Origin of the sequence: Aeromicrobium sp. SORGH_AS_0981, assembly GCF_031453195.1 — a bacterium.
GTDB lineage: Bacteria > Actinomycetota > Actinomycetes > Propionibacteriales > Nocardioidaceae > Aeromicrobium.
Map to the genome: position 1 here is coordinate 1971715 of NZ_JAVIZD010000001.1, position 15473 is coordinate 1987187.

A 15473-nucleotide genomic window follows, 5' to 3' on the forward strand; every position below is an offset into this window, starting at 1 on the left:
GGAGATTCCCAGGTCGACCTGGGAATGTCCACCCAGCGGGAGAGCTCAGCTGGCGGCGCGGGCGCGGAGGGCGCGGGCGCGGAGGGCGCGGGCGAGGTCGTCGCGACCCTCGGACACGTACCGCTTCGCAGCGGCCGGCGCCTCGGTGGAGCCGAGCCAGGCGTCGACGGCGTCGAGCGTGGCCTGGGTGGGGTTGGCGAGCGGGAAGAGGTAGACGAGCGCGACCTGGCCGATCCAGACGCCCTTGTCCTCGATGACCGTGTCGGCCATCTCGAGGTAGCGCTGGACGAACGGCTCGAGCACGTCGGCCTGGCCCGACACCTGGAACGCCGACGCGGTCTGGCGGCGGGTCTCGTTGGGCGTCGAGGTGTCGACGACCGCCGCCTGCCACGCGGCCTCCTTGGCCTCCGACGACGGACGGACGGCGCGGGCCGCGGCGGCCCGCTCGCGGCCCGAGATGGTCTGGTCGCGCTCGAGCTCGGCCGCGATCTCGGCCTCGTCGGCCGCACCGAGCCGCGCCAGCGCGGTCACGAGCGTCCACCGCAGGTCGGTGTCGACGTCGAGCCCGGGCAGGCCGTCCTCGAGCAGGCCGCGCAGTGGCTCGGGCGACGTGGCCGCCGACGCGTAGCCGCGCACGAACGCCAGCTGGTGGTCGCTGCCGGGCTCGGCGGCCTCGGCGAGGGCCCGCACCCCGGCCTCCCAGCGCTCCGCGAGCGCCGGACGCTTCTCGTCGGACGTGTACAGGTTCACCGCGGACTGGCCCTGGCGCAGCAGCGACGAGACGGCCGTCAGGTCGCTCTCGGAGCCGATGCCCGCGAGCACCAGCGACACGAAGTCCGTCGACGACAGCTCGGCGTCGCGCGTCATGTCCCAGGCCGAGCCCCAGCAGAGGGCACGCGGCAGCGACTCCTCGAACGCCATGTCGTGCTCGACGAGCGACGCGAACGACTGCTCGTCGAGCCGGATCTTCGCGTACGTGAGGTCGTCGTCGTTGAGCAGCACGAGCGCCGGACGGCGCAGGCCGACCAGCTCCGGAACCTCGGTGCGCTCGCCGCGGACGTCGGTCTCGACCCGCTCGGTGCGCACGAGGCGACCGTCGACGACGTCGTAGAGGCCGATCGCGATCCGGTGGCGGCGCAGCGTCGGGTACGCCTCGATCGCGGTCTGCTCGACGGCGAAGGACGTGAACGTGCCGTCGTCGCCGACCTCGGCGTCGGCGCGCAGGGTGTTGACGCCCGACGTCTGCAGCCACTCCTCGGCCCACGACGCCAGCTCGCGGCCCGAGGCCGCCTCCAGCTCGGTGAGGAGGTCCTGCAGCGTGGTGTTGCCGTACGCGTGCTTGCTGAAGTAGGCCCGCAGCCCGGCGAAGAAGTCCTCGACGCCGACCCAGGCGACGAGCTGCTTGAGGCTCGACGCGCCCTTGGCGTAGGTGATGCCGTCGAAGTTCGCCTCCACCGCGTGCAGGTCGTAGTTGTCGGCCGCGATGGGGTGCGTGGAGGGCAGCTGGTCCTGGCGGTACGCCCAGTTCTTGCGGTTGTTCGTGAAGCCCGTCCACGCGTCGGTGAAGCGCGTGGCCTCCACCGAGGAGTGGTGCGCCGCGAACTCGGCGAACGACTCGTTCAGCCACAGGTCGTCCCACCACTTCATGGTCACGAGGTCGCCGAACCACATGTGCGCCATCTCGTGCAGGATCGTGTTCGCGCGCTGCTCGTAGGCGGCCACCGTCTGGCGGCTGCGGAAGATCATCTCGTCGCGGAAGGTCACGCAGCCGGCGTTCTCCATCGCGCCCATGTTGTACTCCGGCACGAACAGCTGGTCGTACTTCACGAACGGGTACGCCATCTGGAACGCGTCCTCGAAGAACGCGAAGCCCTGCTTGGTGACGAGGAGGATGTCGTCGGCGTCGAGGTGCTCGACGAGCGACTGACGGCACCAGACGCCCAGCGGGATGTCGCCGTACTCGCCCGAGTAGACGTCGGTGACGCCGTGGTACTCGCCGGCGACGAGCGCCGTGATGTACGTCGACATCGTCTTCGTGGTCTCGAAGACGCGCGTGCTGACGCCGCCGTCGCCCTCGACCGTCTCCGCGACCGGGGCGTTGGACACGACGGCCCAGTGGCTCGGCGCGGTCACGCGGAAGTCGAAGGTGGCCTTCAGGTCGGGCTGCTCGAACGTGGTGAACACGCGGCGCGCGTCGGGCACCTCGAATTGCGTGTACAGGTAGACCCGCTCGTCGACGGGGTCGACGAAGCGGTGCAGCCCCTCGCCGGAGTGGGAGTAGGCGCAGGTGGCCTCGACGCGCAGCTCGTTCTCGGCCTGCAGGTCGGGCAGCGGGATGCGGCTGTCGGCGTAGGTGGCGGGGTCGAGCGCCGTGCCGTTGAGGGTGATCGAGGCGATCTCGCCGTCGACGAGGTCGGCGAACGTGGAGGAGCCGGGGACGGCGCCGAACTGCACGGTGGTGACCGACCCGAACCTCTCCGTGCCCTGGGTCAGGTCGAGCTCGACGACGTAGTGGTCGGTCGAGACGACGCTGGCGCGCTCGGTGGCTTCTTCACGGGTCAGGTTCGTTCCGGGCATGGCGCCCACTCTATGCACCGACCGTCCGGCGTGACGCGCCGAATCCCCTCGGGTGCTCAGGCGCGGGTGCCCTCGAAGTACGTGAGCGCGCCGGCGCGGTCGAGGCGCACGTCGACGAGGCCGGCCGCGCCGAGCCAGGCACGCACCTCGGTGCTCCGCACGGGAGGACCGAGCACACCGAGAGCCCGCCCGATCCGGTGCCCCGGCAGGTACAGCAGACCGGCGTCGACGCAGAAGGCGCTCCCGACGAGCCGTCCGCCGGGGCGCAGCACCCGCGCCAGCTCGTGCACCGCGGCCTCGGGGTCGGGGAAGCAGTGCAGGCTCGTGAACGTGAGCACCAGGTCGTACGTCTCGTCGGCGTCGGCGAGCCGCTCCACGTCGGCCACGCGGGTCTCGACGTCGGCCGCGACGCCGAGCCGCTCGGCCTCGCCCCGCGTGCGCTCCAGCATGGCGGGCGAGATGTCGGCGGCGACGTACTGCAGGGCGTGGTTCGTCGGCAGGTCGCGCAGCACGACCCCGCCGCCGCACGGCAGGTCCAGCACCGTGCCGCCTCCAGGCACGGCGGCGAGCTCGCGACGCGCCCGCCGGTGCAGCTCCTCCACGCTCGAGCCCATGGCGACCCGCCACAGCAGCGCCCCGAGGTGCGGGTCGCCGCTGATCCGGTCGTAGACCGCGGCCCACGGGTGGTCGCGCTGCCACGTGCCGCTCGAGTCACGCCTGCCGTCGCTCATGGTGGGACGATACGACCTCGGGCCCGGACCTGCGGCAGGATGGACGCCGTGGACCTTCCCTTCGCGCGCTCCGAGCGCTCGTCCGTCGGGATCGAGTGGGAGCTCGCCCTCGTCGACGCCGACTCCGGCGACCTGCGCCAGGTCGCCCAGACCGTGCTCGACGCCGTCGCCCCCGCCGGCGGAGGGGAGCACCCCCTGATCCGCCAGGAGCTGCTGCTCAACACCGTCGAGGTGGTCTCGCGCGTGCGGCGCACGGTCGCCGAGGCAGGCGCCGACCTGCAGGAGGCGATCGACGAGATCCGCACGGTCACCGACCCGCTGCGTGTCGAGCTGATGAGCGCCGGCACCCACCCGTTCGCACGCTGGGACAACCAGAAGGTCACCGACAAGGAGCGGTACGCGACGCTCATCGACCGCACCCAGTGGTGGGGCCGGCAGATGCTCATCTACGGCGTGCACGTGCACGTCGGCATCGAGGACCGTGCGAAGGTGCTGCCCATCAGCAACGCGATGCTCGCGTACTACGGCCACCTGCAGGTGCTGAGCGCGTCGTCGCCGTTCTGGGGCGGCGAGGCCACGGGGTACGCGTCGAACCGTGCGTTGATGTTCCAGCAGCTGCCGACGGCGGGTCTGCCGTTCCACTTCCAGGAGTGGTCGGAGCTCGAGCGGTACGTCGACGACCTCACCACGACGGGCGTCATCGACGTCTTCGACGAGATCCGCTGGGACCTGCGCCCGTCGCCGAAGTTCGGAACGCTCGAGGTGCGGGTGTGCGACGGCATCCCGACGATGAGCGAGCTGCTGAGCATCTCGGCGCTCACCCACTGCCTCGTGGAGCACTTCTCGAGCGAGCTCGACGCGGGTCGTGACCTGCCCGACCTCCCGCCGTGGTTCGCGCAGGAGAACAAGTGGCGCTCGGCGCGCTACGGCATGGACTCCTGGCTCATCCTCGACCAGCACGCGCGCGAGGACCTCGTGACGGCCGACCTCTCCCGGCTGCTGGTCACCCTGGAGCCGGTCGCGGAGCGGCTCGGCTGCAGCGAGGAGCTCGCCGGCGTCGCCGACATCGTGCGCACCGGGCCGTCGTACCGACGCCAGCGCCGGGTCGCCGAGGCCCACGACGGACGTCTCGACGCCGTCGTCGCCTCCCTCGTCGCGGAGATGCGCGCCGGTCACCCCGTGCCGGTCAGCGCTCCCTGAGCCGCCACCGCGGTGGCGTAGCGGTCGACGACGAGGTCGACGAGCCTGGGGTCGGCCGGGTCCGCGTCGAGCAGGGGGCGGCTCACGACGTCGACGTCGCAGCGCGACACGCGGTCGTGGAAGAACCCCGGGGCCATGAGCAGCGACGAGACCACGACGCGGCGGTCGGCGTTCTGCGCCCTGACGTCGGCGACCACGTCGTCGAGCGGGCGGCCGGTGCCGCCGACGTAGCCGAGCGGCACGACCTGGCCGATGGCGACGCTCAGGTCGCGGGCCACCTGCTCGAAGCAGGCCTGGGCGACCGGGTCGCTCGAGCCCGCCGACGCCATGACGACGACGTCGGCGTCCTGCGCACCGGCCTCGAGCAGCCGGCGCACGAGAGCGCCCACGAGCCGGTCGTCGGGACCCAGGGTCGGCGCGGCCGTGCAGCCGGGTGCGGACGCGGCGCGGGCGACGTCGACCCGCACGTGGAACCCCGGTGCGAGCAGCAGCGGCACCACGACGGCGGGACCGGCGAGCTCCGCGACGACGTCGTCGGGCGTCGGCTCCTGCACGTCGACGTACGCGTCACGGACGTCGACGTCGGGCAGGCGACGACGCACCGCCTCGACGAGGCCGAGCACGGCCCGCCGACCTGCGGGGCTGGAGGTGCCGTGGCTGGTCGCGACGAGCGCGGGACGGGTGGGGCGCGGGTTCATGGGTGCTCCTGCACGGCGAGGCGGTAGCCCCGCTTGACGACGGTGAGGACGGCGGACCGGCCGATCGCCTCGCGCAGGCGTGCGACGGCCATCTCCGCGGTGTGGGGGTCGGTCGACTCCCCGGGCAGGACGGCGAGCAGCTGCTCGCGGCTGCACACGGTCCCGGGGCGCTCGGCGAGCAGCCGCAGCACCGCGAGCCCGCTCGGCGAGACCGGGAGCGGCTGGTGGTCGAGCGTGGCCGTGGTGGCGTGCAGCCGCAGCTGGCCGTCGGGCAGCGCGATCGCGGCGGCGTCCTCTCCGAGGTGCACGATCAGCTCCCGCACCAGCGCGCCGAGGCGGTAGCGCTCCGGCACCAGGGGCTCGAAGCCGCGTGAGACGAGCGGCTCGGCGGTCACCGGGCCGACGGCCGCGAGGGTCAGCCGTCCCGCGCCGACCAGGCCGCGCAGCGCGTCGAGACCGTCGTGCCGTTCCACGACCTCGAGCCACGCCGACGCGCCGGGCGCCGAGGTGAACACGACCGCGTCGTAGCCGCCCGCGGTCGCCGCGACCACGGAGCGCTCGACGGCCTCGGGGTCTCCGGCGGCGGGCCCCAGCGGTAGACGACGAGGGTCGTCGTGACCGCGCCGCCGCCCTGCAGCGCCTTCTCGATGCCGTCGTCGCCCGCGCCGTGGTGCTGCACGGCCACGTGCAGGCCGTCGACGCCCTCCGTCAGGAGCAGCTGCACGATCTCGGCCGACGTCTCGGACTCCGCCACCCAGTCGGGCACGAGGCCCGCCGCCTGGAGCGCACCGCGCGCCTTGGGCCCGCGGGCCACGATGCGGGTCTGCGCGAGGGCCTCCACGAGGTCGTGGCCCAGGCCGGACGCCTCCGCGGTGTCCAGCCAGCCGCGGAACCCGATCCCCGTGGTCACCACGAGGACGTCGGGCGGGTCGGCGACGAGCTCGCGGGTGGCGGCCAGCAGACCGGCCTCGTCGAGGTGGGACTCCACGCCGAGCGCCGACGCGGTCGTCACCTCGGCACCGCGCCGCTGCAGGGCGCCGGACAGCTCGTCGGCTCGCCGTTGGGCGGTCACCAGCACCGTGGTGCCGGACAGGACGGGACGCAGGACGTTCACGATCACCCAGTCTGCGGGACGCCGACGTGCACCACACCGTCGACGACGTCGACGGTGTAGGTGTCGAGGGCCACGTCGGGGTCGTCGAGGCAGCGTCCGGTGCGCAGGTCGAAGGCCTGCTTGTGCAGCGGCGAGACGACGATCGGGACGTCGCCGCGCGAGCCGACCAGGCCGCGCGCGATGACGTTCGCCCCCGTGAACGGGTCGCGGTGGGAGACCGCGCGGACCTCACCGGTGTCGGCGAGCCGGAACAGGGCCACCTGCCGTCCGTCGACGAGTGCGGCGGCACCGCGGTCCGGGTGCAGGTCGTCGAGCCGGCACACGGGCACGAGCGTCGGGGACGCGCCGGGCGCGTCGAGGAACGTGGTCACAGGGGTCCTCCGGCGGTGCGGACGGGCAGGGTGGGTCCACCGATCACGACGCCACGCTCCTCGGCGGTGGCGGGCCGCTTCTGGCCACGCTCCGGCACGTAGGCGAGGTCGGGGTCGGCGACGTCGGGCGCGTTGACGAACGACGCGAACTTGCGCAGCTTCTCGGGGTCCTCGAGGGTGGCCGCCCACTCGTCGCGGTAGCCGCCCACGTGCGCGTCCATCGCGGCGTCGAGGTCGGCGGCGATGCCGAGCGAGTCGTCGAGCACGACGGCGCGGATCGCGTCGATACCGCCCTCGACCGACTCCACCCACGGCGCGGTGCGCTGCAGCCGGTCCGCGGTGCGCACGTAGTACATGAGGAAGCGGTCGATCGCGCGGACGAGCTGCTCGGTCGTGAGGTCCTCGGCGAACAGCTGGGCGTGCCGCGGCGTGAAGCCGCCGTTGCCGCCGACGTACATGTTCCAGCCCTGGTCGGTGGCGATGACGCCGACGTCCTTGCCGCGCGCCTCGGCGCACTCGCGGGCGCAGCCGGAGACGCCGAGCTTGATCTTGTGCGGCGAGCGCAGGCCGCGGTAGCGCAGCTCGAGCGCGATGGCCAGGCCCACCGAGTCCTGCACGCCGAAGCGGCACCACGTCGACCCGACGCACGACTTCACGGTGCGCAGCGACTTGCCGTACGCGTGGCCCGACTCGAACCCGGCGTCGACGAGCCGCGACCAGATGGCGGGCAGCTGCTCGATGCGCGCGCCGAACAGGTCGATGCGCTGGCCGCCGGTGATCTTCGTGTAGAGCCCGAAGTCCTTCGCGACCTCGCCGATGACGATGAGCCCCTCGGGCGTCACCTCCCCGCCGGGGATGCGCGGCACCACCGAGTACGTGCCGTCCTTCTGCATGTTGGCCATGACGTGGTCGTTCGTGTCCTGCAGCGCCGCGCGCTCGCCGTCGAGCACGTGCTCCTGGTAGAGCGACGCGAGGATCGACGCGGCCACCGGGCGGCACACGTCGCAGCCGCGCCCGCGGCCGTGGGTCGCGAGCAGCTCGCTGAACGTGCGGATGCCGCTGACGCGCACGACGTCGAAGAGCTGGGCACGGCTGAGCGAGAAGTGCTCGCACAGGTCGTTCCCGACCTCGATGCCCGCCTCGGCGAGCTGGGCCTGGAGCAGCTGCTTGACCATCGGCACGCACGAGCCGCAGCTCGTGCCGGCCTTCGTGCAGGCCTTCACCCCGGCCACGTCGGTGCAGCCCTGGTCGGTCACGGCGCAGCGCACCGTGCCGGCGGTGACGTTGTTGCACGAGCAGACGGTCGCCGCGTCGGGGAGGGCGCCCGTCGTCGGACCCTCGGCCGACTCCGGCAGCAGCCACGCGGACGGGTCGCCGCCGAGGGGGTGGCCGACGAGCGGACGCAGGCTGCCGTACGCGGACGCGTCGCCCACCAGCACGCCGCCCAGGAGGGTCGAGGCGTCGTCGCTGAGGACGAGCTTCTTGTACATCCCCTGCACGGGGTCGGCGTAGACGACCTCGAGGCTGTCCGGCGTGGTCCCGAAGGCGTCGCCGAAGCTGGCGACGTCGACCCCGAGCAGCTTGAGCTTCGTCGACAGGTCGGCGTCGGCGAACGTGGCCTCGCCGCCGAGCAGGCGGTCGGCCACCACCTCTGCCATCGTGTAGCCCGGTCCGACCAGCCCCCAGACCCGGTCGGACACGCAGGCGACCTCGCCGACCGCGTAGACGGCCGGGTCGCTCGTGCGGCAGCCCTCGTCGGCGAGCACGCCGCCGCGAGGGTGCACGGCCAGGCCGGCCCCACGCGCGAGCTCGTCGCGCGGGCGGACGCCGGTGGCGAAGACCACGACGTCGACGTCGAGCGGGTCGCCGGTGGCGAACTCCATCCGCTGCACACGACCGGCGTCGTCGGGGACCACGCGCGACGTCGCGGTGGACGTCCGGACCGCTACGCCGAGGCCCTCGACCAGCCGACGCAGCGCCTCGCCGCCGCCTGCGTCGACCTGGACCGGCATGAGCCGGTCGGCGAACTCGACCACGGTGGTCTCGGTGCCGAGCGCGGTCAGGGCGCCGGCAGCCTCCAGGCCCAGCAGCCCGCCGCCGACGACCGCGCCGCGCACGGGGCGGCCGAGCGCGGCCTCGCGCTCGGACACCCAGGTGCGCAGGGCGTCGAGGTCGTCGACCGTCCGGTACACGAAGCAGCCGCGCAGGTCGGCCCCCTCCACCGGGGGCACGGCGGCGTACGAGCCGGTGGCCAGGACGAGGGCGTCGTAGGGTCGCTCCCGGCCGCCGACGACGACCGTGCGCGCGGACGCGTCGACCGACTCGACCGGCGTGCCCGTGTGCAGCGTGACCCCGGGGGTGTCCCACAGCGACGCGTCGCCGAGCAGCAGCTCCTCGGGCCCGGAGAGGCCGAAGTAGCTGGTCAGTGCCACCCGGTCGTACGGGGCGTGCACCTCCTCGCCGTACACCTCCACGTCCCACCGCGAGGTCGCGTCGCGCTCCACGAGGGCTTCGACGAGACGACGGGCGACCATGCCGGCTCCGGCCACGACCAGGGTGCTGCGTTCCATGTCGAGGACGCTAGGCAGCCCGTGTGTCGGGTCCCGACGCCGCCGGTTACCGCGCTGCAACACCTCGCTCACGCACCGCAGCGGCCTCCTGTGAGGTCGCCGGCACGGCCGGGTCGACCTCCTGCAGCCAGTCGACGAGGCCGCACACGAGGGTGCGGCAGCCACCGCACCCCGTGGTCGCGCGCGTGCTCGCGACCACGTCCTCGACCGTGCAGCAGCCGCCGTCCCAGGCGGTGACGACGTCGGCCTTCGTGACCCCGTTGCAGCGGCACACCGTGGTGCTCGACGGCATGGTGGTGGGCGAGCCCGGCTGGTCCTCCGGTGCGCCGACGAGGAGCTGGAGCGGGTCGGGCGGGACGATGCCCGGACGGTCGAGCTGCACCGCGAGCCGTGCGGCCAGCTCCGGCGAGCCGACGCACGTCATCCCGACGAGCGTGCCCTGGCGGACCACGACCTCCACGTAGCGACGGGCGCCCGCGTCGTCGAGGGCCAGCACCCGGTCGTCCTCGTGCGCCGTCGAGGCGCGCGTGCCCGCCGTGACCACGTCGAGCCCGACGGCCTTGAGCCGCAGGGTCGCGCCCTGGACCGGCAGCGCCGGGACGGCGCGGTCGCGCACGAGTCGTGCGGCGAGCGCGTCGGCCTGCGCCCAGCCCGGGGCGACCAGGCCGCTCACGCCGTCCGGCGTCTCGGCGCAGTCACCGATCGCGCTGACGCTCGGGTCGCTGGTGCGCAGGTCCGCGTCGACGACGATCCCGTGGCGGACGGTCAGGCCGGCCTCCACGGCCAGCTCGGTGCGCGGGACCGACCCGGTCGCGAGCACGAGGAGGTCGGTCGGCACGCGAGTCCCGTCGCCGAGGACCACCGCGTCGACGTGCCCCTGCGCGACGTCGACCGCCCGGACACCGGCCTGCGGCACGACGTCGACGTCGAGGTCGCGCAGCGTGCGGGTCGCGACGGCCGACACGCGGGGGTCGAGGTCGCGGTCGAGCACGCCGTCGCGGGAGGCGAGGACGGTCACGTCCAGGCCGCGCCGACGCAGCCCGCACGCGACCTCGACGCCGATCGCGCCCGCCCCGACCACGCACGCGCGGCGCGCGTTGAGGGCTCCGGCGACCACGCCGCGCGCGTCGTCGACCGTCCGCAGCACGTGCGCCCCGCCGACGAGCCGGCCGCCACCGGCGTCCAGCCCTGCGAGGGGCAGCACGCGCGCCCGCGCCCCCAGGGCCAGCACGAGGTGGTCCCACGGCTCGTCGGACCCGTCGTCGAGCCGGACCCGTCGGGCGGCGAGGTCGAGCTCGACCGCCCGCACGCCGCGCCGGACCCGGGCGCCGGACGCCTCGGGCAGCGTCAGCGACGCGAGGTCGGTGCGACCGGCGACCAGCTCCGACAGCAGGACGCGGTTGTACGGCTCGTACGACTCCTCGCCCAGCAGCACCACGTCGGCCGCGGGGTCGAGCCGCAGCGCCTCCTCGACGAACCGGTGGCCGACCATCCCGGCACCCACGACGACGATCCTCACGACTCGACCTCCTGCAGCACGCGGGCCGTGGACGGCCCGACGTCGTCGGCGACCCGCTCGACGCGGACCGCGCACACCTTGAACTCGGGCATGCCGGACACCGGGTCGGTCGCGTCGTTCGTGAGTGCGTTGACCAGGCTGTCGCCGGCGAAGTGGAACGGCACGAAGACGGTGTCGGGCCGCACGTCGCGGGTGATGCGGGCGGGCGCGACCATCGAGCCGCGGGCCGACGTGACGCGAACGAGCTCGGCCCCGTCGAGGCCGAGCCGCGCGGCGAGGCTCGGGTGCAGCTCGACGTGCGGTCCGCCGGCGGCGTCGCACAGCGCCGGGACGCGTCGGGTCTGCGCCCCCGACTGGTAGTGCGCGAGGAGCCGGCCGGTCACGAGGTGCAGCGGCGCGTCGGCGTGGACGTCGTCGTCGGGCCCGACCGGTCGCACCGCCACCATCCGGGCCCGGCCTGACGGCGTCGCGAAGCGGTCGGTGAACAGCCGCGGGGTGCCCGGGTGGTCCGGGTCGGGGCACGGCCAGTGCAGCGCCTCGCCCGTGTCGAGCCGGGCGTGGCTGAGTCCTGCGTAGTCCGCACGTCCTCCTGCGCTCGCCCGCGCGAGCTCGTCGAAGACGACCGACGCGTCCGTGGACCACGTGCCGGGCGCGTCCAGGCGCCGGGCCAGCTCGGACCAGATCCAGAGCTCGTCGCGCACGAGCGCCGGCGGGTCGACGTGGCGACGGCGGCGGAGCACCCGACCCTCGAGGCTGGTCATGGTGCCCTCCTCCTCGGCCCACTGCGTGACGGGCAGGACGTAGTCGGCGAGCAGCGCGGTCTCCGACGGCACGACGTCGCAGACGACGAGCAGGTCCAGCGACGCGAGCCGGTCGCGCACGCCACCGGCGCGCGGGGCGCTGACCACGACGTTGCTGCCGTGCACGAACAGGCCGCGGGGCCCGTCCTCGGCGCCCAGCGACGACAGCAGCTGCACCGCGGGGACCCCGGACCGGGGGAGGAGCTCGGGGTCGACGCCCCAGACGGCAGCGACGTGCGCGCGGTCGGCGGGGTCCTCGATCGAGCGGTACCCCGGGAGCTGGTCGGCCTTCTGGCCGTGCTCGCGCCCGCCCTGGCCGTTGCCCTGGCCGGTGAGCGCGCCGTAGCCGCCACGCCGTGCGCCCGGCAGCCCGAGCGCCAGGGCCAGGGAGATCGCCGCGCTGACCGTGTCGGTGCCGTCGACGTGCTGCTCCGCGCCGCGGCCGGTGAGCACGTACGCGCCCCGACCGCCGCGGTGCGGCGACGCGTCGGCGAGCCGGTGCGCCACGCTGCGCAGCTGGCCCGCCGGCACGCCCGTCACCGTCTCGACCCGCTCGGGCCACCACGCCGCGACCGAGCGGCGCACGTCCTCGACGCCGTCGACGCGCTCGTCCAGGTACGTCACGTCGGCGAGCCCCTCGCCGAGCACCACGTGCAGCAGGCCGAGCAGGAGGACGAGGTCGGTGCCCGGCAGGGGCTGCAGGTGCGTGCCCGCGCCGTCGTCGCAGAGCCGTGCGGTCGCCGAACGCCGCGGGTCGACGACGACGAGGCCGCCCCGGGAGCGTGGTCCTGCGAGGTGCTGCACGGACGGTGGCATCGTGTCGGCCAGGTTGCTGCCCAGCAGCAGCACCGCGTCGGCGTCGTCGAGGTCGGTCAGCGGGAACGGCAGGCCGCGGTCGACGCCGAGGCTGCGGTTGGCGGCCGCCGCGGCCGACGCCATGCAGAACCGCCCGTTGTAGTCGACCAGACGCGTGCGCAGCGCCAGCCGCGCGAACTTGCCGAGCTGGTACGCCTTCTCGTTGGTGAGCCCGCCGCCGCCGAACACCGCCACCGCGTCGGGTCCGTGCGCCGCGCGCAGCGCCTGCACCCGTGCCGCGATGTCGTCGAGCGCGTCGTCCCACGTGGTCGGGGCGAGCCCGTCGGCGGTGCGACGCAGCGGCTGCGTGAGCCGGTCGGGGGTGCGCAGCAGGTCGCCCGACGTCCACCCCTTCTGGCAGAGGCCGCCGCGGTTGGTGGGGAAGTCCCGCGGCTCGGCGGCCACCGGGTGGCCGCCGAGCCGTTGCGCGCACTGCAGCGCGCAGTAGGGGCAGTGGGAGTCGGTCGTCGGGACCTGCGCGACCTGGTCGTGGGGCACGGGTACCTCAGACCCGGGCGCGGGACATCGCCGACCCGGGCCGCAGGTACACCGCCCAGGTGACGAGCAGGCACACCACGTAGAACCCGGCGAACACGGCGAACGCGCTGCGCACCGCGGCGACCGGGTCGTCGATCCACGGGGCGCCGAACGTCATGGGGATGAGGAACCCGCCGATGGCACCGATGGCCCCGACGATGCCCAGTACGGCCGACGCCTCGCGGGTGGCCTGGACGAGCGCGGCGCCCCGCTCGGGCGATCCCTCGGGTCCGGCGCCCTCGGCGCGCACCTTCCAGATGATCGGGATCATGCGGTACGTCGAGCCGTTGCCCATGCCCGACGCGGCGAAGACGAACAGGAACGCAGCGAGGAAGAACCAGAAGACCTGCTCGTTCGACTCGACGGCGCTGCGGACGGCGTCGGGGTAGGTGAACGTCGCGGGGTCGACGGTGGTCGGGTCGACCTTCGGCACGGGCGTCAGCCGGGTCAGGGTCGTCAGCACGGCGAGCGTGCCGATCGTCATGAGGGCGAACGACGCCACCGTCACCCGCGCGCCGCCGAAGCGGTCGGCGAGCCAGCCGCCGAACGGCCGCGTGATGGAGCCGACCAGCGCTCCGAGGAACGCGAAGGAGGCGACGTTGATGCCGATGCCGACCACGTCGGGCGTGGGCTGGTTGAAGAAGTTGATCTTGATGAGCAGCGGCATGGCGGCGGAGAAGCCGATGAACGAGCCGAACGTGCCGATGTAGAGGAACGCCATGATCCACGTGTGCCGGTAGCGGACGACGCGCAGCTGCTCGCGCGGCCGCGACGAGGCGACCGCGAGGTTGTTCATGAAGAAGAAGGCGCCCCGCCGCGGCGACCAGCGCGAGCCCGCCCCACACGTACGCTGCGCGCTCGAGGTGGATCGCGCCGCTCGCCGCCACCAGGCCGAAGAGCCCGGCGCCGCCGACGATCACCGGCAGGAACAGCTGCACCAGCGAGACGCCCAGGTTGCCGCCGGCGGCGTTGAGGCCGAGCGCCGTGCCCTTGCGGCTCGCCGGGTAGAAGAAGTTGATGCTCGCCATCGACGACGCGAAGTTGCCGCCGCCGACGCCCGCCGTGGCCGCGATGACGATGAACACCCAGTAGGGGGTGTCCGGTCGCTGCACGAAGAACGCGAAGAGCGCGGTCGGCACGAGGAGCAGCAGCGCGCTGACCACGGTCCAGTTGCGTGCGCCGAAGCGGGGCACGGCGAACGTGTAGGGGAGCCGGATGAGCGAGCCGACGAGGTTCGGTGCCGCGACGAGCCAGAACAGCTGCTGGGGCGTGAAGGCGAAGCCGGCCGAGGCGAGGAAGGTGGCGGTGACGCTCCAGAGCAGCCAGACGGAGAACCCGAGGTGCTCGGCGAAGATCGACCACGCCAGGTTGCGGCGGGCGACGCGCTTGCCGCTCGACTCCCAGAACGCCGTGTCCTCGGGGTCCCAGTGGTCGATCCAGCGGCCGGTGCGCCGCCGGGGCGGGACGGTCGCGTCGGCGGCGGGCGCCGTCGCGGTGGGACGCGGGGTGTCGATCTCGATCGTCATGGACTGCCTCGCTCGGTTCCTGCGCGGGCCGCTGCTCGGCCCGTGGTCGTCGCCGACGTTAGGGACGGCGTGTTTCGCGTCGTGCGCGTCTCGTGTCAGGTCGGGGTAACACCGTCCGCACGGCGCGGTGCGGACGACTGTGAGATCCCGGGGGAGATCGGGGAGGCGATCGCGGGGAATGGTGACGCGTCGCGCGCGGTTGACGCGTGCATGACTGAGTCGCAGACCGTCGAGACCGTCGACTTCTGGTTCGATCCGCTGTGCCCCTGGGCCTGGATGACGTCCCGCTGGATGCTCGAGGTGGAGCAGGTGCGTGACGTGCACACCGTCTTCCACGTCATGAGCCTCTCGGTGCTCAACGAGGACAAGGACGTCCCCGAGGAGTACAAGGAGATGATCCAGCGCGGGTGGGGCCCGGTGCGGCTGGCCATCGCGGTGGAGCAGCAGCACGGGCAGGAGAAGCTGCGCGAGTTCTACACGGCCATCGGCACGGCGCGTCACCCGGGCGGCCGCGACTTCACGCACGACCTCTACGTCGAGGTGCTGGAGCAGATCGGCCTGCCGACCGAGCTGGCCGCCGCGGCCGACGACACGTCGTTGGACGACGCGGTGCGCGCCTCGCACCAGGACGGCATCGAGCGGGTGGGCCAGGAGGTCGGCACGCCGGTCATCTCGGTCGGTGGCACGGCGTTCTTCGGTCCGGTGCTGTCGCCGGCCCCGAAGGGCGAGGACGCCGGTCGCGTGTTCGACGGCGCGCGGCTGCTCGCGGGGTACGACGGCTTCTACGAGCTGAAGCGCACCCGCGACCGCGACCCCATCTTTGACTGAACCCGAGGGCGCCCTGGCGCCCGAGCGGTTCAGGCACGTGGAGCCGTCGCATCGAGGGCGTAGCCGCGACGGACGAGTAGTGCACGCCGAAGGCGTCGGACTGTATCGAGACCTGGTGAGCGTCCAGACCCCCGCACGCCTGCGGCT

General features: G+C 73.6%; 13 protein-coding genes and 1 pseudogene. 3 read left to right on the forward strand and 11 right to left on the reverse strand.

Annotation, left to right across the window (positions count from 1 at the left end):
- Window positions 1–45: 45 nt before the first annotated feature.
- Complete coding sequence (gene pepN, locus QE370_RS10015) at window positions 46–2577, reverse strand: aminopeptidase N (protein WP_309634264.1); 2532 nt, start codon at window positions 2575–2577, stop codon at window positions 46–48.
- Between the two features lie 56 nt (window positions 2578–2633).
- Window positions 2634–3308, reverse strand: coding sequence for a methyltransferase domain-containing protein (locus QE370_RS10020; protein WP_309634265.1), 675 nt, complete (start codon window positions 3306–3308; stop codon window positions 2634–2636).
- Window positions 3309–3356: 48 nt separating this feature from the next.
- Here QE370_RS10020 and QE370_RS10025 point away from each other — a divergent pair, with 48 nt between their 5' ends.
- Window positions 3357–4508, forward strand: a complete 1152-nt coding sequence (locus QE370_RS10025) for a glutamate--cysteine ligase (RefSeq protein ID WP_370185869.1) — start codon at window positions 3357–3359, stop codon at window positions 4506–4508.
- On the opposite strand, the gene QE370_RS10030 is transcribed toward QE370_RS10025, so the two are convergent.
- From QE370_RS10030 to QE370_RS10070, 9 genes and pseudogenes are all read right to left on the reverse strand, one after another.
- Window positions 4481–5206, reverse strand: coding sequence for a sirohydrochlorin chelatase (locus tag QE370_RS10030; RefSeq protein ID WP_309634266.1), 726 nt, complete (start codon window positions 5204–5206; stop codon window positions 4481–4483). The genes QE370_RS10025 and QE370_RS10030 overlap by 28 nt on opposite strands.
- Window positions 5203–5721, reverse strand: a complete 519-nt coding sequence (locus QE370_RS10035) for a winged helix-turn-helix domain-containing protein (protein WP_309634267.1) — start codon at window positions 5719–5721, stop codon at window positions 5203–5205. The genes QE370_RS10030 and QE370_RS10035 overlap by 4 nt, the downstream gene beginning before the upstream one ends.
- Window positions 5622–6320, reverse strand: a complete 699-nt coding sequence (locus tag QE370_RS10040) for a uroporphyrinogen-III synthase (RefSeq protein ID WP_309634268.1) — start codon at window positions 6318–6320, stop codon at window positions 5622–5624. The genes QE370_RS10035 and QE370_RS10040 overlap by 100 nt, the downstream gene beginning before the upstream one ends.
- A 2-nt stretch (window positions 6321–6322) precedes the next feature.
- Window positions 6323–6691: a nitrite reductase small subunit NirD gene (gene nirD / locus QE370_RS10045; RefSeq protein WP_253026398.1), complete on the reverse strand. Its 369-nt coding sequence runs from the start codon at window positions 6689–6691 to the stop codon at window positions 6323–6325.
- Window positions 6688–9261, reverse strand: a complete 2574-nt coding sequence (nirB, locus tag QE370_RS10050) for a nitrite reductase large subunit NirB (RefSeq protein ID WP_309634269.1) — start codon at window positions 9259–9261, stop codon at window positions 6688–6690. Before nirB ends, nirD begins: the two co-directional genes overlap by 4 nt.
- Window positions 9262–9307: 46 nt before the next feature.
- Entirely contained in the window at window positions 9308–10780 is a 1473-nt protein-coding gene (locus QE370_RS10055) for an FAD-dependent oxidoreductase (protein ID WP_309634270.1), read from the reverse strand.
- Window positions 10777–12933 carry a molybdopterin-dependent oxidoreductase gene (locus QE370_RS10060; protein WP_309634271.1) on the reverse strand — a complete coding sequence of 719 codons (2157 nt, stop codon included), beginning with the start codon at window positions 12931–12933 and terminating at the stop codon, window positions 10777–10779. The genes QE370_RS10055 and QE370_RS10060 overlap by 4 nt, the downstream gene beginning before the upstream one ends.
- A gap of 7 nt (window positions 12934–12940) precedes the next feature.
- Window positions 12941–13768, reverse strand: a complete 828-nt coding sequence (locus tag QE370_RS10065; RefSeq protein ID WP_309634272.1) for a hypothetical protein — start codon at window positions 13766–13768, stop codon at window positions 12941–12943.
- Window positions 13767–14294, reverse strand: a pseudogene (locus QE370_RS10070) (MFS transporter); the annotation flags it as partial. The gene QE370_RS10065 and the pseudogene QE370_RS10070, both read right to left, overlap by 2 nt.
- Between QE370_RS10070 and QE370_RS10075 the strand changes: the two are divergent.
- Both QE370_RS10075 and QE370_RS10080 read left to right on the forward strand, forming a co-directional pair.
- On the forward strand, window positions 14188–14607 hold the full coding sequence (locus QE370_RS10075; protein WP_309634273.1) for a hypothetical protein: 420 nt from the start codon (window positions 14188–14190) through the stop codon (window positions 14605–14607). The pseudogene QE370_RS10070 and the gene QE370_RS10075 sit on opposite strands and share 107 nt — an antisense overlap.
- Window positions 14608–14708: 101 nt before the next feature.
- Entirely contained in the window at window positions 14709–15326 is a 618-nt protein-coding gene (locus QE370_RS10080) for a DsbA family protein (protein WP_253024388.1), read from the forward strand.
- Window positions 15327–15473 lie beyond the last annotated feature (147 nt).